This is a genomic window from Bacillus sp. URHA0034, from assembly GCF_056280405.1.
Window position 1 is genome coordinate 748,832 of sequence record NZ_JBWCDK010000002.1, and the last position, 17,086, is coordinate 765,917.

Below are 17,086 nucleotides of genomic sequence, written 5' to 3' on the forward strand. Positions count from 1 at the left end.
GTTGTAAATTTTTTAGGTTGAGCTGTACCACCTATTTGATTATAACGAAACGAAAACCTCTCCGGGCTATACGCTCGGAGAGGTTTTTGACTATGCTACAATCCGTTGACAAGAATCACGATTGAGACCAATATTCGATCAGTTGCTGCACTTTAGAGCTTAGTTCCTCTTTTGCACTACTTGAAATATTGTCCTGCTGAGCTTTTATTTCGATATGCTTTAAAAAATCTTGTAAACTCTTAATCGCTTGTGTTTGATGCTGTTTATCAGCTTGGTCCTGCGCCTGTTTCAAGCTTTCTGTAACCTGCACCAGCATCGGTCCTGCCAAATCTCCGGACTGTGCATATTGATCGACAAGCTTGCTGATTGAATCAATACTTAACAACGCCACTTTTGCTTTAAACGTTTTTCCTTGTGCATTCTTGACATCGATGGATAATTTTATCGCAGGGTATACTTGAGTCACTTTAACCCCACTGTCAGCCGATATCGCAAACGCAGCTGGATCATTAATCTCCACATTAATGGTGCCGCTGTTTGCTTGGGTCGGATCCGATACTGAAATTTCCAATTCATTTCCTGTTTGCTTGGTCATAACAGATGCCTTTTTATCACTAGTGATATAATTTTTACCGTTTACTTGTACAGATTTATTCTTATCACTCCAGAAATTTGCGGCGACAATGTTTAGTTTCTTTTCCTGAACAGCTTGCAAGTCACCTGAATTTTCCAATACTTGAATATCAGGATTGTTCGCATATTCGGACACCGCGCTGCTTGTTTTATTCGGTAGAAGTACATATTCATACATAGCGTTAGATGGGTTCTTGCCGTGGTCCAGCCAAAGTGTGACAAAGTTCTTTGTTACATCCGCTGAATCTGTGAATTTAGGATACAGGTTACTATTGCTCCATTTGTCGGTTCTTGCTTCACGTAAGCCATTAATGGTAGCTGGCTCAGGGAAGAAGTAACCGATATCAGATCCTGGCTTGCTGCCTTGAAGATGAACGGTTTTGACACCCTTCATCGTTTCAGACCATCCTATATTGGATGGCTTGATGCTTCCATTTACTGTGAGTGTATTATTGCCGGCATCACTGATTTTCCGATTTTCAATTGTGGTTTCAATCGTACGGTTGTCTGTGCTGCTAATGCCTGTACCCAGCGCAACGACCTCGTCATCAAACATGAACCATGATTTTTTAGCGGTCAACGTGCTGTTCCATGCATCTAATTCCATACCGGATACACCGTAAAGCCCAGTTATGTTGGTTCCACCCACCCAGTTTTTCGAGCTCTTATAGCTTTGTCCAGAGCTGTTCTGACGCAGTTGGGTATCCACTGTTGTACCAGGCAGTCTATACATATTGACAGTACCCCAGTAATCATCACTGTACTGTGATAAATCACTATTATACAAATAGGTCATGCCATCTCCCATATACCAGCCCTTTAAGTTTTCGCTATTAATAGACTCATAGTTAAAGATTCGGCTGGAGGACATACCAATGCTGAAACCAAAATCAGGGCGAAGATGAACCGTTCGATCCATATTCGGGAATTGGCGGTTTGTGACCAGTTCTCCTCTTGGTTTAATAGTAGAATCTTGAACAATCTGTTTGGCTAAAACCACATGATAGATAGGTGCAGTTTCATAAAAATTCAAGTAAGTATCTGATTGAATCCATTCCTTCACCATGCTTTTCAGCCTTTCAGCATACTTAGGAGGAGCAAACTGGGCAAGATGAACAATTGGCCTGATCGTCTCGTGGCCCATTAAATGATCCTGCTGATTGAACCTCGATATTTCACGACCGCGGATAATATCCATCAAGCCACCCTTGTAGATAACCGGTTCATAGGAATCAAAAATCCATTGGTACATGTTATCAAGGTTCGGATCGGTGACTTTCCATGTAGATCCATCGAGCAAATAAACGAACGAGACTAGATTGGCAAGCAGTGCCTTACCATACCCTCCAGTATATGGATGTGAGCCATGCTGCAGGAAGGACCCGTCTTCATAAAATCCATCCCCAGAAGTCACATATTCGAAAATCGGACTGATGGCATCACGTGAGGCAGCAACTTTCGCCCCATCATTCACGATGATTCCACGTATACCAACAACTGTTGCGACATACATTAGATTTGCTCCAGTTGCCTTACCTCCATTTGCTTTGGTCGGATCTGGGGTGAATTTGTTAATCACTTTCATATAGTTCGTTATTTCTTCCTCTGATAACTGATCGTATAAGAGCACGACAGTGTTATTAAGAGTCAGCGGTGTCCCAATACACCAGTCAAACCAGTTCGTTTTGCCAATCGTTCTATTCTCATTGTATTTTTTGGCATAGAGCCAGCTTAGTCCATTTTTGATATCTGTTAATAATTGTTCATTTTGATACAATTTGATAGTTTCTCCAGAACTCTCCTTAACAGCAGTACCTTTAGTCGAATAAGCCAATGCCATCGATTCTAATCGCTGATAGGCCAAGGTCATCGGGCTAGATTTACTTTTTTCTTCGGTTATAATGCTATCGTCTAAATCCGGCCAGATATAGTTGTCAGGGGATGTTTTAACCATCGTTTTCCAATAATCATTTGCCGTATTCGCAATGATATCAACCTTACTTGCCACATCCGGATCATCAAGTGAGAAGTCTCCCCCTACTAAATAGGATTTCCACTTTGATCTAAGGGTTTGAAACTCATCAGATGTTCCTTCCGCTGCGAAACTTTTATGTACTGCCACAGGGAAGTAAGTTGAAATCACAACTGCTAGGGCTAAAATGATTTTACCTAATACCGAAAATTTCAATTTCAAAATTTCTCCGCCTCCTCAAAAAGAGATAAACAATAGTCAGTAAGGTCATTAACAAAGTTCTAAGTATGGTAAATTGCTTCAGTTGCTGTTAGCACTTTTATTTAAATTGCATCCCCCCATTTTAAAACAACCTTTTTACTCCTCCTGAAAAAATATCGCAAACGCTTTCAAAGAGAACGTATTCCGATTCTAGCACTTATGATAAAAAAGCGTTACCGACTTGTTTTAGTTTTTTTTGCAATTATATTAGGTTTTAACTTTTCCTAAAGGTTTTTAGGAGGGTCCTTTGGGGTGGCGGGTACAATTTCGTTTTATTTTGACCGTCCCGGCTTCCCTTTTACCGAGGCGGGCACAATCCCATTTTATTTTGACCGTCCCGGCTTCCCCTTTACCGTGGCGGGCACAATTCCTTTTTATTTTGACCGTCCCGGCTTCCCTTTTACCGTGGCGGGCACAATCCCATTTTATTTTGACCGTCCCGGTTCCCTTTTTCCGTGGCGGGCACAATCCCATTTTATTTTGACCGGCCCGGCTTCCCTTTTTCCGTGGCGGGCACAATCCCATTTTATTTTGACCGTCCTGGTTCGCCTTTTACCCGTGGCGGGCACAATTCCTTTTTATTTTGACCGGCCCGGCCTTCCCTTTTACCCGTGGCGGTCAAAAATTCGTTTTCTTATCCATTTCTGGTGTGTACTGCACAATGAATCAGGCATAAAAAACGTGGTAAGCAATAAAAAAAGTCCCATCAGCCGTTAATCAGCCAATGGAACTATTTCTAAATCATTATCAAATGTTAATTCCCGATTCTAGTTTTCAAATCCCAACCTGGAAGATAGTCTTTTGTGTTGTCTAGCATTCTGTCAAACAATTCCCTCGCCTCTTCAGATGGGATAGCCACCAAGGGATCGTTTACAAAAGCACGGAAAGCCAAATTGACGTCCTTATTTAGAGCGTCTTCAGTGTTGTTCGGGGGGATTTCCTATTCTTACTAATTGTACCTACTTCTTTATAACCCAAGTGCTTAAGAATTTAAAACAAATATCATTGCTGTCTTTGAACAATGTATAGAGGAAACAGTATTTGTAAAACCTTCTAGTAATGATTATTTGATGGAGGAAAATGGAAATAACTATGTTTTCTTTACGTGGAGATGCTCATAAAATCTATCTAAAACTTAAAAAAGCTGCAAACAACAAAAAACCTTTCAAATCAATTAAAGAACTTATAGAAGTAGAGGATATTGAAAAATTTTATATTTCTATTGATAGTGAAACACTAAAAAAAATTTATTTTTGTATGATAAAAGAAAAAAGTGGATCCGGAATCATTCCAATTCTCATATCTTCAGCACCATGGCTCTTCTTCTTATTCTCAAAACAATTACAAGAATTCCTTTTCAAAGAAGGTAGTTTTCTTTGGGTCATCTTTGTTTTTGCTTACATAACTATTCTTACTGTAAGTGTAATTCTTCACTTTCATGAAAAATCTTGGGCTTCCGTCCATATTGAAATTATTCAAGAAATATTACATGAGCGAAAACAAAAGCTCTCCGAATAATGTATCTGACATTAGATCCAATAACCCCAAAAATTTGCTTTGTTTATAACTTCTAACATATCTTACTCCCCCTTTTATCCTTAACCGAAACACACTTAACGGATGAAACCCCATTTGCATGAGCAAATGGGGTTTCCAAAGAGGTAAATTTTATTATATAGAAATTTTGACCTCAGCATTCATACCAGGCAGGACCTTACTTGAAGGATTTTCAACTGAAATTTTTACAGGAACCTTTTGAGTTACCTTTGTATAGGTGCCGTTAGAGTTTTGAGAAGGAAGAGCGGAAAATACGGAATTAGTCGCATAACCAATCTCCACAATCTGACCATTAAAGGTTGTTTCAGAATCGCCGTCGACAGTAATATCGACACTATCTCCTACTTCAATATTGTTTAATTGGTCTTCTTCAATGTTGGCTGTAATATATAAATGATCCATATCCGCTGTTTGAGCCAAAACCTGACCAGCCTGTACCATTTGATTTGTTTTTGCTTCATTTTTAATGATCGTTCCTTTAGCCATGCTATCCACAGGAAGACCTTGCTGTCCTGTTGAAATTTTGCCCAGTTCCTGATTTCCAGTGACTACTTCACCCTCTTTTGCAGTCCAATTGGTCAATAAACCAGAATTAGTTGCGACTATTTGGTTAATATCTGCTGAAACAACAGCATCATCGGTTTTCACATAATTCTGATTATCATAGTAGAAGTATCCACCTGCTGCAATTAATGCCAAAACAACTATCATCCCAACAACATTAATCAGTAATAAACGACCTTTACTCATGTTTGAAATCTCTCCTCACATTTTTTAAAAATTTCCTTGGTAATTTAAACGGATGTCTCCATGCCAGCTTTTGCTTTTTTATCTGGTAAGTGCACTCTCTTCTGTTTCTGAACCAATGACCGTCCTTTGCCAGTCAAAGTTTTTCCTATCGAGCCAATCAGCATAATAATGCTGAGAACAAGTAAGATCGTAAACAAATCATGATAGGCACCCAAAATAGCAGATTTTTTAGAATTGGCGACTAGTTCATAAGCCGCTGTACTCTTTGCATCCGATAAAGACAAGTGTTTTCCCATTAAGGAACGAATTGATTTTGTCATTTCCCATTTAAATTCTGAACTATTGGGGTCTACCTGCCCGCGTATGTCTTCATAATTTTGAGCGTTTTGTCTCGTTAAAAACCAGCCGATCACTGGTGAAATAACCGCGCCAATAAAATTACGAATTGAGTGCAAGGTGACGGACCTCATGGATGCTTTATGAATATCTCCGGCTAGTGCAGTTCCAAGTGCACCTGAAACGAGTGTCATACTGATCCCGGCACCCAGGAAGGCCACTTGAAAATATAATGAGGATAAAGTAGTTGCTGGACCAATCACTCTCCATTTGATGCTTACAAATAAAACGATGAGTGAGCCAATAATCCCAAGTACCCCAGCCCCCCATTTATCATAAAATAGGGTCTTGAATATGGCAGTAAACACAATGCCTGCAAAAAACCAAAAGTAAAAATGGCTTAGATATAAAAATGGCAGGTTCAAATTATTTTTTAAGAATCCGTTTATCCCTGCAATGGCAACAATAAGAGAAGCATGGGATGCGACTGCCATAATGGTACCCGAAATAGGCTTTGGTGCCTTTAATGTCCGAAACGGAACGATTGGTGTATCGGCTTTTACGTCTACATAAATAAACAATAGTAACAAGATTAGCCCTACAAGTAGAAATGGCCAAACATATAAAGAAGTAAACCCTTTTTCTAATAAGTTACATAGTGGAAAAGCGAGTACAATCATAAGAAGACTCAACAAAAAAACTCCTGTTTTATTGACGGGACTATGATCAGGAACAGGCTCTTCATGCTTAGGTAAACCAAAAAAACCAATGATTAAGCAGCATATTGATGCAATTACATTTAAAACAAATAACCAACGCCATGCATCAGCTCTTAATGATATAGAACCGAATAAAGCTCCAATTGCACTCGATCCAAATAATCCCGTAATGACCATAAACAGAAAGGTATTTCGGATTGCATTTGGGAAAGATCTCAGACTAACTGGCAAGATCGTTAAAAAAAGCAAACCTGCACTCAAACCTTGAATGATTCTACCTACAATTAAAATAATCAATCCTGGTGATACTGCAGAAATAATGGAGCCACATAAAAAAACAAACACGAACATTAAATAGTTTTTTCTTAATCCAAACTTCCTTGTGAGTACTGGACCCAATGGCACACCAAGTGCAAATGCCAAATTCGATAGTGTAGATGGGATTAGTAAATGATTTGAACCTAGTCCCAGCCCATTCTGAATAATACCTTGGTTTAAGATGTAGGACAGATTAGAAAAATACTGTGAGCCAATCGCAAGGATTGTCAAAATGGATATAACCAAATATTGTGGGACAGCAACCTTTTCAGTCTCTGAAGCTGCCGTATTAATCTGTCGACTCATCATTTTCCTCCTTTCAATACCTGTAAAATTTCATTATAAATTTGTTAAATAAAGAATTATAAGTGGTTCTTATCAACATATTTTTCATCATAAATATATTGCATGGCACAAGTTGCATTATACAACCTATAGCAAAAAAAAATCAATGAAAAACTTTATTTTATAAGTACTAGCTAAAACAAAAAGATCGTGACAACTGGTCACAATCCTTATCTATTACCGTTTTTCTTGCTTTTTTTATGAAAAAATTAACAAAAAAATATTATCATTTTCGTTGTTTAAAATCCATATTTAAGCGAATTAAGTTAGCCTCCAATTGCTGTAATTCCTCCTTCGACCACTTTTGGAGTACTTCGGAATAAAACTTATACCGAGATCTTTGAACAATGGTAAGTATCTCTTTTCCCTTATTTGTAATTTCTATGAGACTAATCCTGCCATTGTCAGGATCTGGAAAACGCTTAATATATTCTTTTGATTCTAAAGTACCAACTTGCCTGCTCGCTGTGGATATATTTAGCATTAGTTTTTCAGCAATCACATTAATTGCCAGCGGGCCATTTTCATTAATTTCACTCAATATAAGATACTCTGAACGGTCCAAGTCACCTAGTTTAGGACTATAAGCTGTTGTAAGCCGAACCAACAAGGCAATTTCATATTCAATAGATTGGAGTGAGTCGCGATTCAAAAGTCCTTCCCCCTTATAAAGCAAACCGTTTTACTTATTGTAAACAAACTGATTTTATTATAACAGATATATCATAGTTAACATTTATTAACAAAGTGTTTTTGGGAATTCTTTATGTATATTTCTTGGGTTCCGGACAAGCAAATGCAAGTACTCTTTAAATGTAAGTAACATCAATAAAGGCCCGTCTATATAGATGGGCCTTTGTTTTTGAAAGACAAATTAGATCGTAGTCTCCACATTTTCAAGATTTGCTTCTGACAATTTTTCCGATTTCATCAAGAAAAGGTACGAAATGAAACCGAAACCAATCCCCAAGAACCATGAATACGTGTAAAGCTCCTTCAAAGCAGGGATCATTAATCCAATAAAGGATGCGATCAGCCCAATCACCAAGGCAATCAATGCTTTAACATTCCAGCCATTTGTATACTCGTATATTCCGTCTTTTTTATAAAAACTAGCTAAATCATATTTTCTGCGTGCAATCAAATAATAATCGGCAATCATAATACCACCGACCGGTCCAAGTGCGCCGCCGATTGCCCCCAGGACATTAAAAATGGTACCGGAGTTGTTATACCAAAGCCATGGTGCAAAAAATAAGGCAACCACGATCGAAATAAGTCCCGCTTTAACAAAATTAAGTTTTCTAGGAAATAAATTTACTAGATCATAGGCAGGTGAAACAACATTTGCAGCTACATTGACAGACAAGGTAGCAATGAGCAGGGCAAAAGCGCCTAAGAATAAAACAATCGGATTTCCGAATTGCTGAAGTAATTCAACTGGATCCCAAATCGGTCTGCCAAAAGCAATAATCGTTCCAGAAGTGGTAATAATACTCATAATGGCAAAAACAATCGCTGTTCCTGGCAAACCAATTGCCTGACCTATGACTTGATCTTTCTGACTTCGAGCAAACCTCGTAAAATCTGGAATATTCAATATTAAAGTCGCCCACGTTCCAATCAGTCCGGTAATTGCTATCCCAAAGGCACTCCAAAAGGCGCCACCCGTTAATTTTGCTGGTTCATCAAATAGCGGTCCCAATCCATTTGATACGGAAACTGCCCAAATGACTAACGCTAAACCTAAAACAATCACGAGGGGGTCCAGCCCAAAGCTCAAAGAATTTCACTCTTTCCATCCCATGAGAGATGACCCATGCATGTAAAACCCAGAAAAGAGCAACTGCAAGGGCATCATTTAATCCCATACCTAAAACATGGATGGAGGACAAACTGTTCCAGCTTGGGATTAATGCACCTAGAACGGCACCAACAGCTTTACTGCCCAAATAAGCTTGAACGGCAAACCAAAAGATCGCCACAAACGCCCTGATAATAATGGGAAGCTGTGCCCCTTTGTATCCAAAAGAAGCACGAATGAGAACCGGAAATGGGATCCCGTACTTCGCTCCGGCTGCACTGTTCAGCCACATCGCTATAATTAGGATAATGTTGGCAGTTATTACTGTTGCTAGTGCCTGCCAAACACTCATTCCTAAACCAAGCAGACTACCAGCTGTTTCATAGGCGACAATATTATGAACCATCCCCATCCAAACGGTCGTATAGTTCAGCCAATTCCAATTCCTCTTTCCTTTTTCAAGTGGTGCAAGATCCTCATTGTATAAAGAGGGATCCTTTTCGATCAAGGTTTCTTGTTCTTCCATAGATATGGTACTCATTGCTTTCACTCCTTTTTCTTTTCATCTTAGAAGGATAGATTAAAATCTTCATATTCTTTCTGAATGTTCTGAATTTCATCTGCGCAATGTAGCTCCCCTTCCCTTTTTACTTGTTGTGATAAAAGTACAACTTATTGATTGTATTCTACTGAAAGAATCGTAAGTTGTATCAAAATTGGTAAGAAAATCTCACAGAAAATTCCATAAACAATGCGAAACAAAGGCCGATCCCGTTAGAGAGGCCTTTGTTTCGCATTGTTTTTTTAGTAGAACTAGTCCAGTGTTTGAAGTCCTTTTTGTAAATTTAAAATCTCGTTTTTTATGCTTGGAAATTCTTTTATTTCAGGAACCTTTCTAATGATTGGCGATCTTTTCAAATCTGCTGCAATGGCCATTGTTTCATAAATATAAAGCAATTGGGCAAGTATCTCATCAGAAAGGAACCGACGTACACCTGTTTTAGCGCAATTTTCCAATAAAAAACCTAAATGTTCAACCGAGAATACAACAGTCCAGTAATAATCCAATGTTTTTCGATCGGCTGGAATCTCACCTAAAGCTGTATTATAGAGGGTTTTTAAATTAAAGATATTCGTTTTCATCTTGTTTAACTCTCTGCTATCTCTCGCATTAAACCCCTTTCCTTGGTCAGAGAACAGACTAACTAAAAATTGACCTTGACTCCGAATAGTTTTTGAAATCAGGTGGGGAAGACGACTAGAGGCTGTTCTTCTCCCTACTAACCATACTCCTAAGAGACCTATGATGCTGCCGAATAAAACATCAATGATTCTTGCAGAAGCAAAATAGCTAAAGTCAAACTCCCCCAAACTAGTACTTTCAGCCATAAGTAAAGCGTTAGGTGTAAAAAACAGTGCGGCTAACCCATAATTTTTCACGATAAACAGCTCTGTTATAAACGTTAATAATAAAACGAGGAAGGCGATTAAATAACTACTAGGATGGAAAGAAAGTATGACGCTGGCTATTAAGATCCCTAGCAATGTACCAAGCCCTCTTTGGATGGCACGATGAAAGGTGGCCACAATCGAGAATCCTGACATGACAGCTACACAGGATAGCGGAACCCAATAAGACCGTGTTAGACCAAACTGAAAAGCGATAATGGCAGCTATAGTTGTGACAATACCAAACCTGAAGGCCGTAATAAAAATAATCGAATTTTTGTCTAACGCACCCCCAAGCATAGTCTTTGTGGAGGGCTTCGAGAATTCAACTACTTTATTAATTTTGGCAGCTGGTTCGTTAAAGATTGCATCTGCATCAAAAATTATTTTAAACAAGTAAGCAATTTGATCATTCATCACATCTGGCTGTAAAATTTTCTGATCAGTAAAATGACCCTTCCTTTTGGCATCTAACGATAAAGTCATTTTCCGAAGCGAGTACCCTAGTTCAGGAGGTAACTTAGCAGAATGTTCGGAATAGTTTTCAAGTATGTACGTGAATATCGTATGGGCAGAACTATTTAATACATATAATCGTTTAAAAAAGTCTGTTTGTTTCCATGAGATATAACCGGAAGCAAGTGTTTCTTCTGCCTCATTTAAGACTGACATGACACGATGTCTCGACTCGTTAAAACGCTCAGTTCCGACAGCATCAAGAAATGCAGCGAGCTCGATTAAGGCCCTTATCATTACACCCCTTTCTGGACCGTGCGGGTCAAAAAAATAACCAAGCATTGCAATGATCCACGACAAACATCCACCAAGGAACACAAGTCCTGCTCGTAAAAGGGCTTGTTCCGGTTCTACAGGCATACCTGACGTCATTGAAAAAACCAGAACAAAAAAGATGGCCGATGGGCCTGTAATTCTTAACGCTCCAAAAATAAATATGGCTGCGGCTCCAATCATCCCCATTAAAATGGTAATCGCCATTGGGTATGGAGCAACAAGTGTCCCTAGCGCAGTTAGTAAAGTTAAAGCAACTAAGACAAAAAATATTTTTTTAGCCCTTTGAGCGTAAGGAATATTAAACACGTAAAGATAAGTAAAACCACCTATTCCAGCTATCAACCCATATTTGAAATTGCCTAATAATAAGCCAATCATAATGGGCAAAGACGCAGCAACCCCTGCAGAAAATGCCTTTAACCATGGAAACGGCCTTTTATTAACCGACAATGCCTGATTAATAATGGATGGAGATTTGGAGGGACTTTCTTTCATTCTTTTCACTTCTTTCTAAACTACCTAATTCAATTTAATATGCATTATTAAGATATAAGTTAGTTGAAATACTACTCTTGAATTATTATCTCCCAACAAGGCAAAAAAACCCAAGTGAAGGCAATTCACTTGGGCTTTTTTCTTAATAGGACTCAGCTTTAGAAAGTACAGTGAGCTTTTTTTTAGTAGCTTTTCCTTTTTTCAGACTAAGCATGGCGATAAAAGAGATGCAGTAAAGTACGGCAAGATAACCCATTGCGACCGTAACATTCGTATGCTGGAGGATATAACCCACTAAAATGGGAGATAAACCGCCCAATGCTCTGCCGAAGTTAAAGATGGTATTAGTGGCTGTGCTGCGAATTTCTACAGGATAATAATTACTGATTAAAGCACCATATCCGGCAAACATTCCATTTGAGAAAAATCCTACAAGCGCCCCGCCGATTAAAAGACCGGCACTACCTGATGCATAGGAATATAAGAACACAGCCAATGCTGAAGCAGCAAGGAAAATTCCATATGAGCGCTTCATTCCAAAACGATCCATAAATTGGCCAAACGTTAACATTCCTGCAATCATCCCTACAGCCGTACTAATCGTCCAAAGGGCCGAATTGGAAACGGATAATCCTTGTGATTGTTGAAGCATCGATGGCAGCCAAATCATCAAACCATTATAGCCAGCAATTTGAACAGTTGCCATGATTGCTAACGCAATTGTTGTGACTGAAGTTCTTGGAGAAGCAAACAATTGTTTTAATTTCCCTTGCCTAGGCAGAAGTTGTTTTTGCTTTTGTGCCTGTACCCAAACAGGTGATTCGTCTAATTTCTTTCTCACGATAAAAGCGAATATAACCGGAACCAATCCGACGAAAAACAATCCTCTCCATCCCCAGGCAGGAAGAATCATGGCACTAAGAAGCGCAGCAAGGATTACACCGTATTGAGCACCGATACTTACGTAGGAAGAAGCGCGCCCCTGTTTATTCTTTGGCCAAGCTTCTGCCACAAGCGCCATACCAATACCATATTCTCCACCTGCACCTAAACCTGCAATAAATCGAAAGAGGTAGACTTGTTCAATATTCTGAGCCAACCCAGTTAACGCTGTTCCAATCGCGAATAGTAGAATCGTATAGGTAAATACTCGAACTCTCCCAAATTTATCCGCTAAAATACCGAAAATCATTCCCCCGGCAAGCATTCCTATGTTTGTTATCGAGGAAATAAGACCTCCAGACACCATGTCAATATGAAACTGGGCAATAATCATCGACATTGCAAAGGATATAAACATAATATCCATACCCTCTAGTGTTAAACCTGCTACTGATGCTACTACTGTTTTTTTACGATAATCCATTTTTGTCGTTCTCCTTTCAAGCCTCACGGGACTTTGATTTAAAAGATAGCCGGCAAAATAAAAGCCCTTTTATCCAATGGACAAAAGGGCATTATATATATAAAAATATATATAAAGTTTACTTTTGCCTTTTTGGCCTCTCTGGACCAATTTAAAGGAACTAATTTTATCTAATATTAACACGATAGTATGTATGTGACAATATTTTTATATTATTTTCTAAATAATAATAAAACCACAGCGTTTAATGAACCGCTGTGGTTTTACTGAAAGCTAGCCTATTCTCATTTAAGAGAATATTATTGAAAAATAGAGATAACATTCTACGAAACGAAACGTTAAAACCTATTTAATTAATAAGCTAAACTATATAATGCTTTAATATGTGATAAATATCGAACATTACTTGCTTCTTTCATTAACGAAGCTGGAAGCCCTTTAAGCGGGATAGAGTTAGCACCAATCGAAGCAACAGCGTCTTTACGTCCCAAGCTTGCTAGTGTTCCAGAGTTAACTTGAGTAAACTCTTTAAATGATTTGTTTTCCAAGAAAGCAAATACATTATAGCCTGTTTGTTCTCCCATTTGCCAAGCTATTTGGGCAGTAGGAGGTAATGGCCGTCCATCTTCTCCGAAAACAACCGCACTGTCACCGACAACAAATACGTCTTTATGTGAAGTAGATTGAAGGTATTCATTTACGGTTGCGCGTCCACGATCCACATCAAGGCCTGATTGACCGACTAGAGGATTCCCTTGTACGCCGCCAGTCCAAACAAAAGTATTAGCCGTAATCTTTTGTCCATCTTTTAAATCAATGACATTTCCTTCTACGTTTGTTACTGGAAGACCTGTCAAGAATTGAACACCACGAGCTTCTAGACTTGCAGTTGCGCGTTCGATTAATGGAGCTGGTAACACTGGTAATATCTTAGGCCCTGCTTCTACTAGCAGCAGCTTAACTTCTTTAGGATCCACGCCATAGCCTCTCGCAAGTTTAGGCATCATATCAGCTATTTCTCCCACCAACTCAACGCCAGTTAAACCGCCGCCGCCAATGAGGATTGTTGCATCTGCTTCATTTTTAGTTTTGGCATATTCAGCAATTCGTTCTTCGATATGTTGATATATCTTATTGGCATCGTCAGCAGATTTTAACACCATGCTGTGTTCTTCTAATCCTGGAATACCGAAGTAAGCAGTTTTGCTTCCCAATGCAACGACTAATGCATCATAGGATAAAGAAGATCCATCTGATAGTTTAACCTCTTTTTTATCTGCTGAGAAGGATTCAACCTTTGCGATTTTAAGGTCAATATCTTTTCCTTTGAAAAGCTTCGTTAAAGGCATTGCAACAGCTTGTTCTGCCACATTTCCTGCAGCCAAACGATGAAGCTCTGTGATAATTTGGTGCGTAGGGTACTGATTAATCACAGTAACTTGCGCTTGATCTTCATTTAAATATTTACGTATATTCATTGCAGCTAATAGTCCGCCATAACCGGCACCTAAGATGACAACTTTCTTTGACATAGTCTCTCCCCCGTCTCTATGGATGTAATGTAAATAATTATTTTACTGAACGTTCTGCTGAAACCTCAAGGTAAGCGTTAATGAAACGGAAAAGTTTTTGAGCTTGAGGATCTTTAATCATTTTCAAAAGTCCAAATAAACCAATCACTTCATTACTTTCCTCTGCACGATCTTTTGCTTCAATCGCAGTTGCAGCCACGCTTTTCACTGTATCTTTAATAGGTTCAACAATCTCTGTGATGGCACCGATTGTATCACTTTTTAATACTTCGTCCGTAGCAACTGACTGAGCAAAGTCATACGATTTTGTTAAAACATTCACAAGTTCAGTTAATTTTGGAAGCTGTTCCACTAAAGTAGTCAAGGATTCCTGAACCTCTGGCTTTAACAATTGGTCAAGGACATCCAGTTGCTCTGCTTTAAATTCTTGTGACTTCGATTTTTCCATAACTTCTGACATCTCTAATTCCCCTTTCGAATGGCCGGTAAGGATTGCTTAGGTAAATCGATTTATAAAATGAACAATTATAAAAAGTTCCTACGAGCCTCTTTTCTTAAAACAACAAATACACTATTTTCAAATTAATTAACAAAGAAATATAATAGAGTAAGTGAGCACTTTTTTCAAGAAAAAAGCTTCGAGATACTAATTTCTAAGTTTTCCGTAAAATGGATGGTAATAAGTAAGACCAATGAAAATCTTACCATTTCCAAAAGAAAAACCTAAACTACTGAACAATTGTTCATTATAATTAATAGTGATGATCACATACTCCAAATAGGTTTTTATACTAGGTCTATTATCGATGATGAATTTTGCCGATATCGCAGGCTCATACTACTATGGGTGATGAAAATGCTATGTCAAACAAGCAGTGAATTAAAGCTATTGGTGGAGGAAGCAAAAAGATATACACAAGATGGCAAGGTCGCAGACTATATACCGGAGCTAGGTAAAGCAAATCGGGATGATTTGTCCATTGCCATTCATTATCCTGACGGGAGATGTCTTTCTGCGGGAGATATTGATAAAAAATTCACCTTGCAAAGTATCTCCAAGGTTATAAGTTTAGCCCTTGTTTTAATGGAAAGCGGATTTCATTATGTATTTGAACGGGTGGGAATGGAACCGACCGGAGACCCCTTTAATTCAATTGCCAAATTGGAAACAATGGCCCCTGCTAAACCGTTAAACCCCATGATCAATGCAGGGGCACTCGTTGTCACCCATATGATTAAAGGGGATTCAGCAGCGGATCGGTTGAATCGACTATTAGGCTTTATTCAGGAATTGGCCGATGACTCTTCCATTGGATATTGTGAGCAAGTTGCTCGGTCCGAATTCGAAACAGCAGATTTAAATCGCGCACTATGTTATTTTCTTAAGCAGCATAAAATCATCACGGAGGATGTCGACGTATTATTGGATTTATATACAAAACAGTGTGCTATTGAAATGAACTGTTTGGATTTAGGACGAATCGGGATGATTTTTGCCATGGATGGAATCGATCCTCTCAACGGGAAAAGGATCATGCCTGAAGATGTAGCCCGAATTTGCAAAACCTTTATGGTTACGTGCGGAATGTATAATGCTTCTGGTGAATTCGCCATCAAAATCGGTATACCAGCGAAAAGTGGAGTTTCCGGCGGTATCATGGGCGCGGTTCCAGGTAAATTTGGAATTGGAATCTTTGGCCCAGCATTGGATGAAAAAGGTAATAGTGTAGCGGGAATTAAACTTTTGGAACTTTTATCAAAAAATTATCGGTTGAGTATGTTTTAGTTTTTTGCCTAGAGCCATTTACTACAAAAAGGCATGGAATGTTTTCCATGCCTTTTCCTTCGAGGTTTTGATCCGGTCTTATCTGCTGTACCCCCTGCTTTCTTTCTCTTTCAGGGGTTATGAACCGTTTTTATTTGTTGTAGCTCCTGATTTTAGCCAAGGCATATGCCCACTCTACTTTTAACTGCTAGCACTAGTGTAATTCGCAAGTGCAAATTTCCAGAATCTACGAGCCAACCATAGGAACACGACAGCGACAACAATTGAAGCAGCGGTTGTTCCGCCATTCCACTTTCCAATTAAGGAACTGGCCGGCGAAAACGTAAGAAACGCTGCAGGTAGAACATAGGTTAACGCCATACGCAGCCAGCCCTTATACATCGTGATCGGGAACCGAGTCGTTTCAAAAAAGGAGTTAAATAAGAAAGACAGATCATCCATTCGAATCACCCAAAAGGCGGTGGTCATCAATAACATCCACAAAGAGTAAATGATTATTAAGGCAGCAAAAATACTAATAAAAAAGAAGCCCACATCAAGTAACGACGGGATAAAATGCTTTTGAAATAGACCGTAAATTATTAATCCAATCCCTAATAAGACATCAATCAAGCGCCAGAACACCAGATGTCTTAGACTCACGAAAAACATGCTGTCCACCGGTTTGGTTAGCACATAATCCAAGGTTCCCATCCTAATATGCAAAAGAAGTCTCGGCATATTGGGGCGAAGAGCGAAGTCTACCAATCCTTGCAAAGTATTGAAAATACCAAGCAGAATCAGAACATCGGCATATGCCCAGCCACCCAATTGGTCCGTTTGAAAGAAGAAAATTTGGACCATCAAGATCGAGATGATAATGCCAAATAAGCTAGACAGAAGATTTCCAATAAATTCACTTCGATATTCAAGTTCCTCTACGAGGCATGTTCGAAAGAACTCTTTAAAAATACGCCAATATCGCCTCATGA

Annotated in this window: 14 protein-coding genes; 3 read left to right on the forward strand and 11 right to left on the reverse strand. The window is 38.9% G+C overall.

Features of this window, described 5'->3' with window-relative positions:
- Nucleotides 1-115: 115 nt before the first annotated feature.
- Nucleotides 116-2,827, reverse strand: coding sequence for a polysaccharide lyase 8 family protein (locus tag ACZ9EE_RS05780; protein WP_476025711.1), 2,712 nt, complete (start codon nucleotides 2,825-2,827; stop codon nucleotides 116-118).
- Nucleotides 2,828-3,118: 291 nt separating this feature from the next.
- On the opposite strand from ACZ9EE_RS05780, the gene ACZ9EE_RS05785 reads away from it, so the two are divergent.
- Together ACZ9EE_RS05785 and ACZ9EE_RS05790 are read left to right on the forward strand one after the other, a co-directional pair.
- Nucleotides 3,119-3,583: a hypothetical protein gene (locus ACZ9EE_RS05785; protein WP_476025712.1), complete on the forward strand. Its 465-nt coding sequence runs from the start codon at nucleotides 3,119-3,121 to the stop codon at nucleotides 3,581-3,583.
- A 363-nt stretch (nucleotides 3,584-3,946) separates the two neighbouring features.
- Nucleotides 3,947-4,384 carry a hypothetical protein gene (locus ACZ9EE_RS05790; RefSeq protein WP_476025713.1) on the forward strand — a complete coding sequence of 146 codons (438 nt, stop codon included), beginning with the start codon at nucleotides 3,947-3,949 and terminating at the stop codon, nucleotides 4,382-4,384.
- Between the two features lie 153 nt (nucleotides 4,385-4,537).
- Here the strand turns inward: ACZ9EE_RS05790 and ACZ9EE_RS05795 are convergent, their stop codons facing one another.
- The 9 genes from ACZ9EE_RS05795 to ACZ9EE_RS05835 all read right to left on the reverse strand — a co-directional run bounded on the left by ACZ9EE_RS05795 (nucleotide 4,538) and on the right by ACZ9EE_RS05835 (nucleotide 14,777).
- On the reverse strand, nucleotides 4,538-5,173 hold the full coding sequence (locus ACZ9EE_RS05795; RefSeq protein ID WP_476025714.1) for an HlyD family secretion protein: 636 nt from the start codon (nucleotides 5,171-5,173) through the stop codon (nucleotides 4,538-4,540).
- Nucleotides 5,174-5,217: 44 nt separating this feature from the next.
- Complete coding sequence (locus ACZ9EE_RS05800) at nucleotides 5,218-6,852, reverse strand: MFS transporter (RefSeq protein ID WP_476025715.1); 1,635 nt, start codon at nucleotides 6,850-6,852, stop codon at nucleotides 5,218-5,220.
- A 265-nt stretch (nucleotides 6,853-7,117) separates the two neighbouring features.
- Entirely contained in the window at nucleotides 7,118-7,543 is a 426-nt protein-coding gene (locus tag ACZ9EE_RS05805) for a MarR family winged helix-turn-helix transcriptional regulator (protein WP_476025716.1), read from the reverse strand.
- Nucleotides 7,544-7,765: 222 nt separating this feature from the next.
- Nucleotides 7,766-8,650: a cytosine permease gene (locus tag ACZ9EE_RS05810; protein WP_476025717.1), complete on the reverse strand. Its 885-nt coding sequence runs from the start codon at nucleotides 8,648-8,650 to the stop codon at nucleotides 7,766-7,768.
- Nucleotides 8,580-9,236, reverse strand: a complete 657-nt coding sequence (locus tag ACZ9EE_RS05815; RefSeq protein WP_476025718.1) for a cytosine permease — start codon at nucleotides 9,234-9,236, stop codon at nucleotides 8,580-8,582. The genes ACZ9EE_RS05810 and ACZ9EE_RS05815 overlap by 71 nt, the downstream gene beginning before the upstream one ends.
- A gap of 272 nt (nucleotides 9,237-9,508) precedes the next feature.
- Entirely contained in the window at nucleotides 9,509-11,431 is a 1,923-nt protein-coding gene (locus ACZ9EE_RS05820) for an FUSC family protein (protein ID WP_476025719.1), read from the reverse strand.
- Between the two features lie 142 nt (nucleotides 11,432-11,573).
- The gene (locus ACZ9EE_RS05825; protein WP_476025720.1) at nucleotides 11,574-12,797 is read right to left on the reverse strand and encodes an MFS transporter; all 1,224 of its coding nucleotides are present in this window, start codon (nucleotides 12,795-12,797) and stop codon (nucleotides 11,574-11,576) included.
- 353 nt (nucleotides 12,798-13,150) lie between these two features.
- On the reverse strand, nucleotides 13,151-14,329 hold the full coding sequence (locus tag ACZ9EE_RS05830; RefSeq protein WP_476025721.1) for an NAD(P)/FAD-dependent oxidoreductase: 1,179 nt from the start codon (nucleotides 14,327-14,329) through the stop codon (nucleotides 13,151-13,153).
- Between the two features lie 37 nt (nucleotides 14,330-14,366).
- Complete coding sequence (locus ACZ9EE_RS05835) at nucleotides 14,367-14,777, reverse strand: helical membrane plugin domain-containing protein (RefSeq protein ID WP_476032866.1); 411 nt, start codon at nucleotides 14,775-14,777, stop codon at nucleotides 14,367-14,369.
- A gap of 408 nt (nucleotides 14,778-15,185) precedes the next feature.
- Here ACZ9EE_RS05835 and glsA point away from each other — a divergent pair, with 408 nt between their 5' ends.
- The gene (glsA, locus tag ACZ9EE_RS05840) at nucleotides 15,186-16,115 is read left to right on the forward strand and encodes a glutaminase A (protein ID WP_476032867.1); all 930 of its coding nucleotides are present in this window, start codon (nucleotides 15,186-15,188) and stop codon (nucleotides 16,113-16,115) included.
- Nucleotides 16,116-16,295: 180 nt separating this feature from the next.
- Here glsA and ACZ9EE_RS05845 read toward each other — a convergent pair whose 3' ends face one another.
- Nucleotides 16,296-17,084, reverse strand: coding sequence for an ABC transporter permease (locus ACZ9EE_RS05845; protein WP_476025722.1), 789 nt, complete (start codon nucleotides 17,082-17,084; stop codon nucleotides 16,296-16,298).
- Nucleotides 17,085-17,086 lie beyond the last annotated feature (2 nt).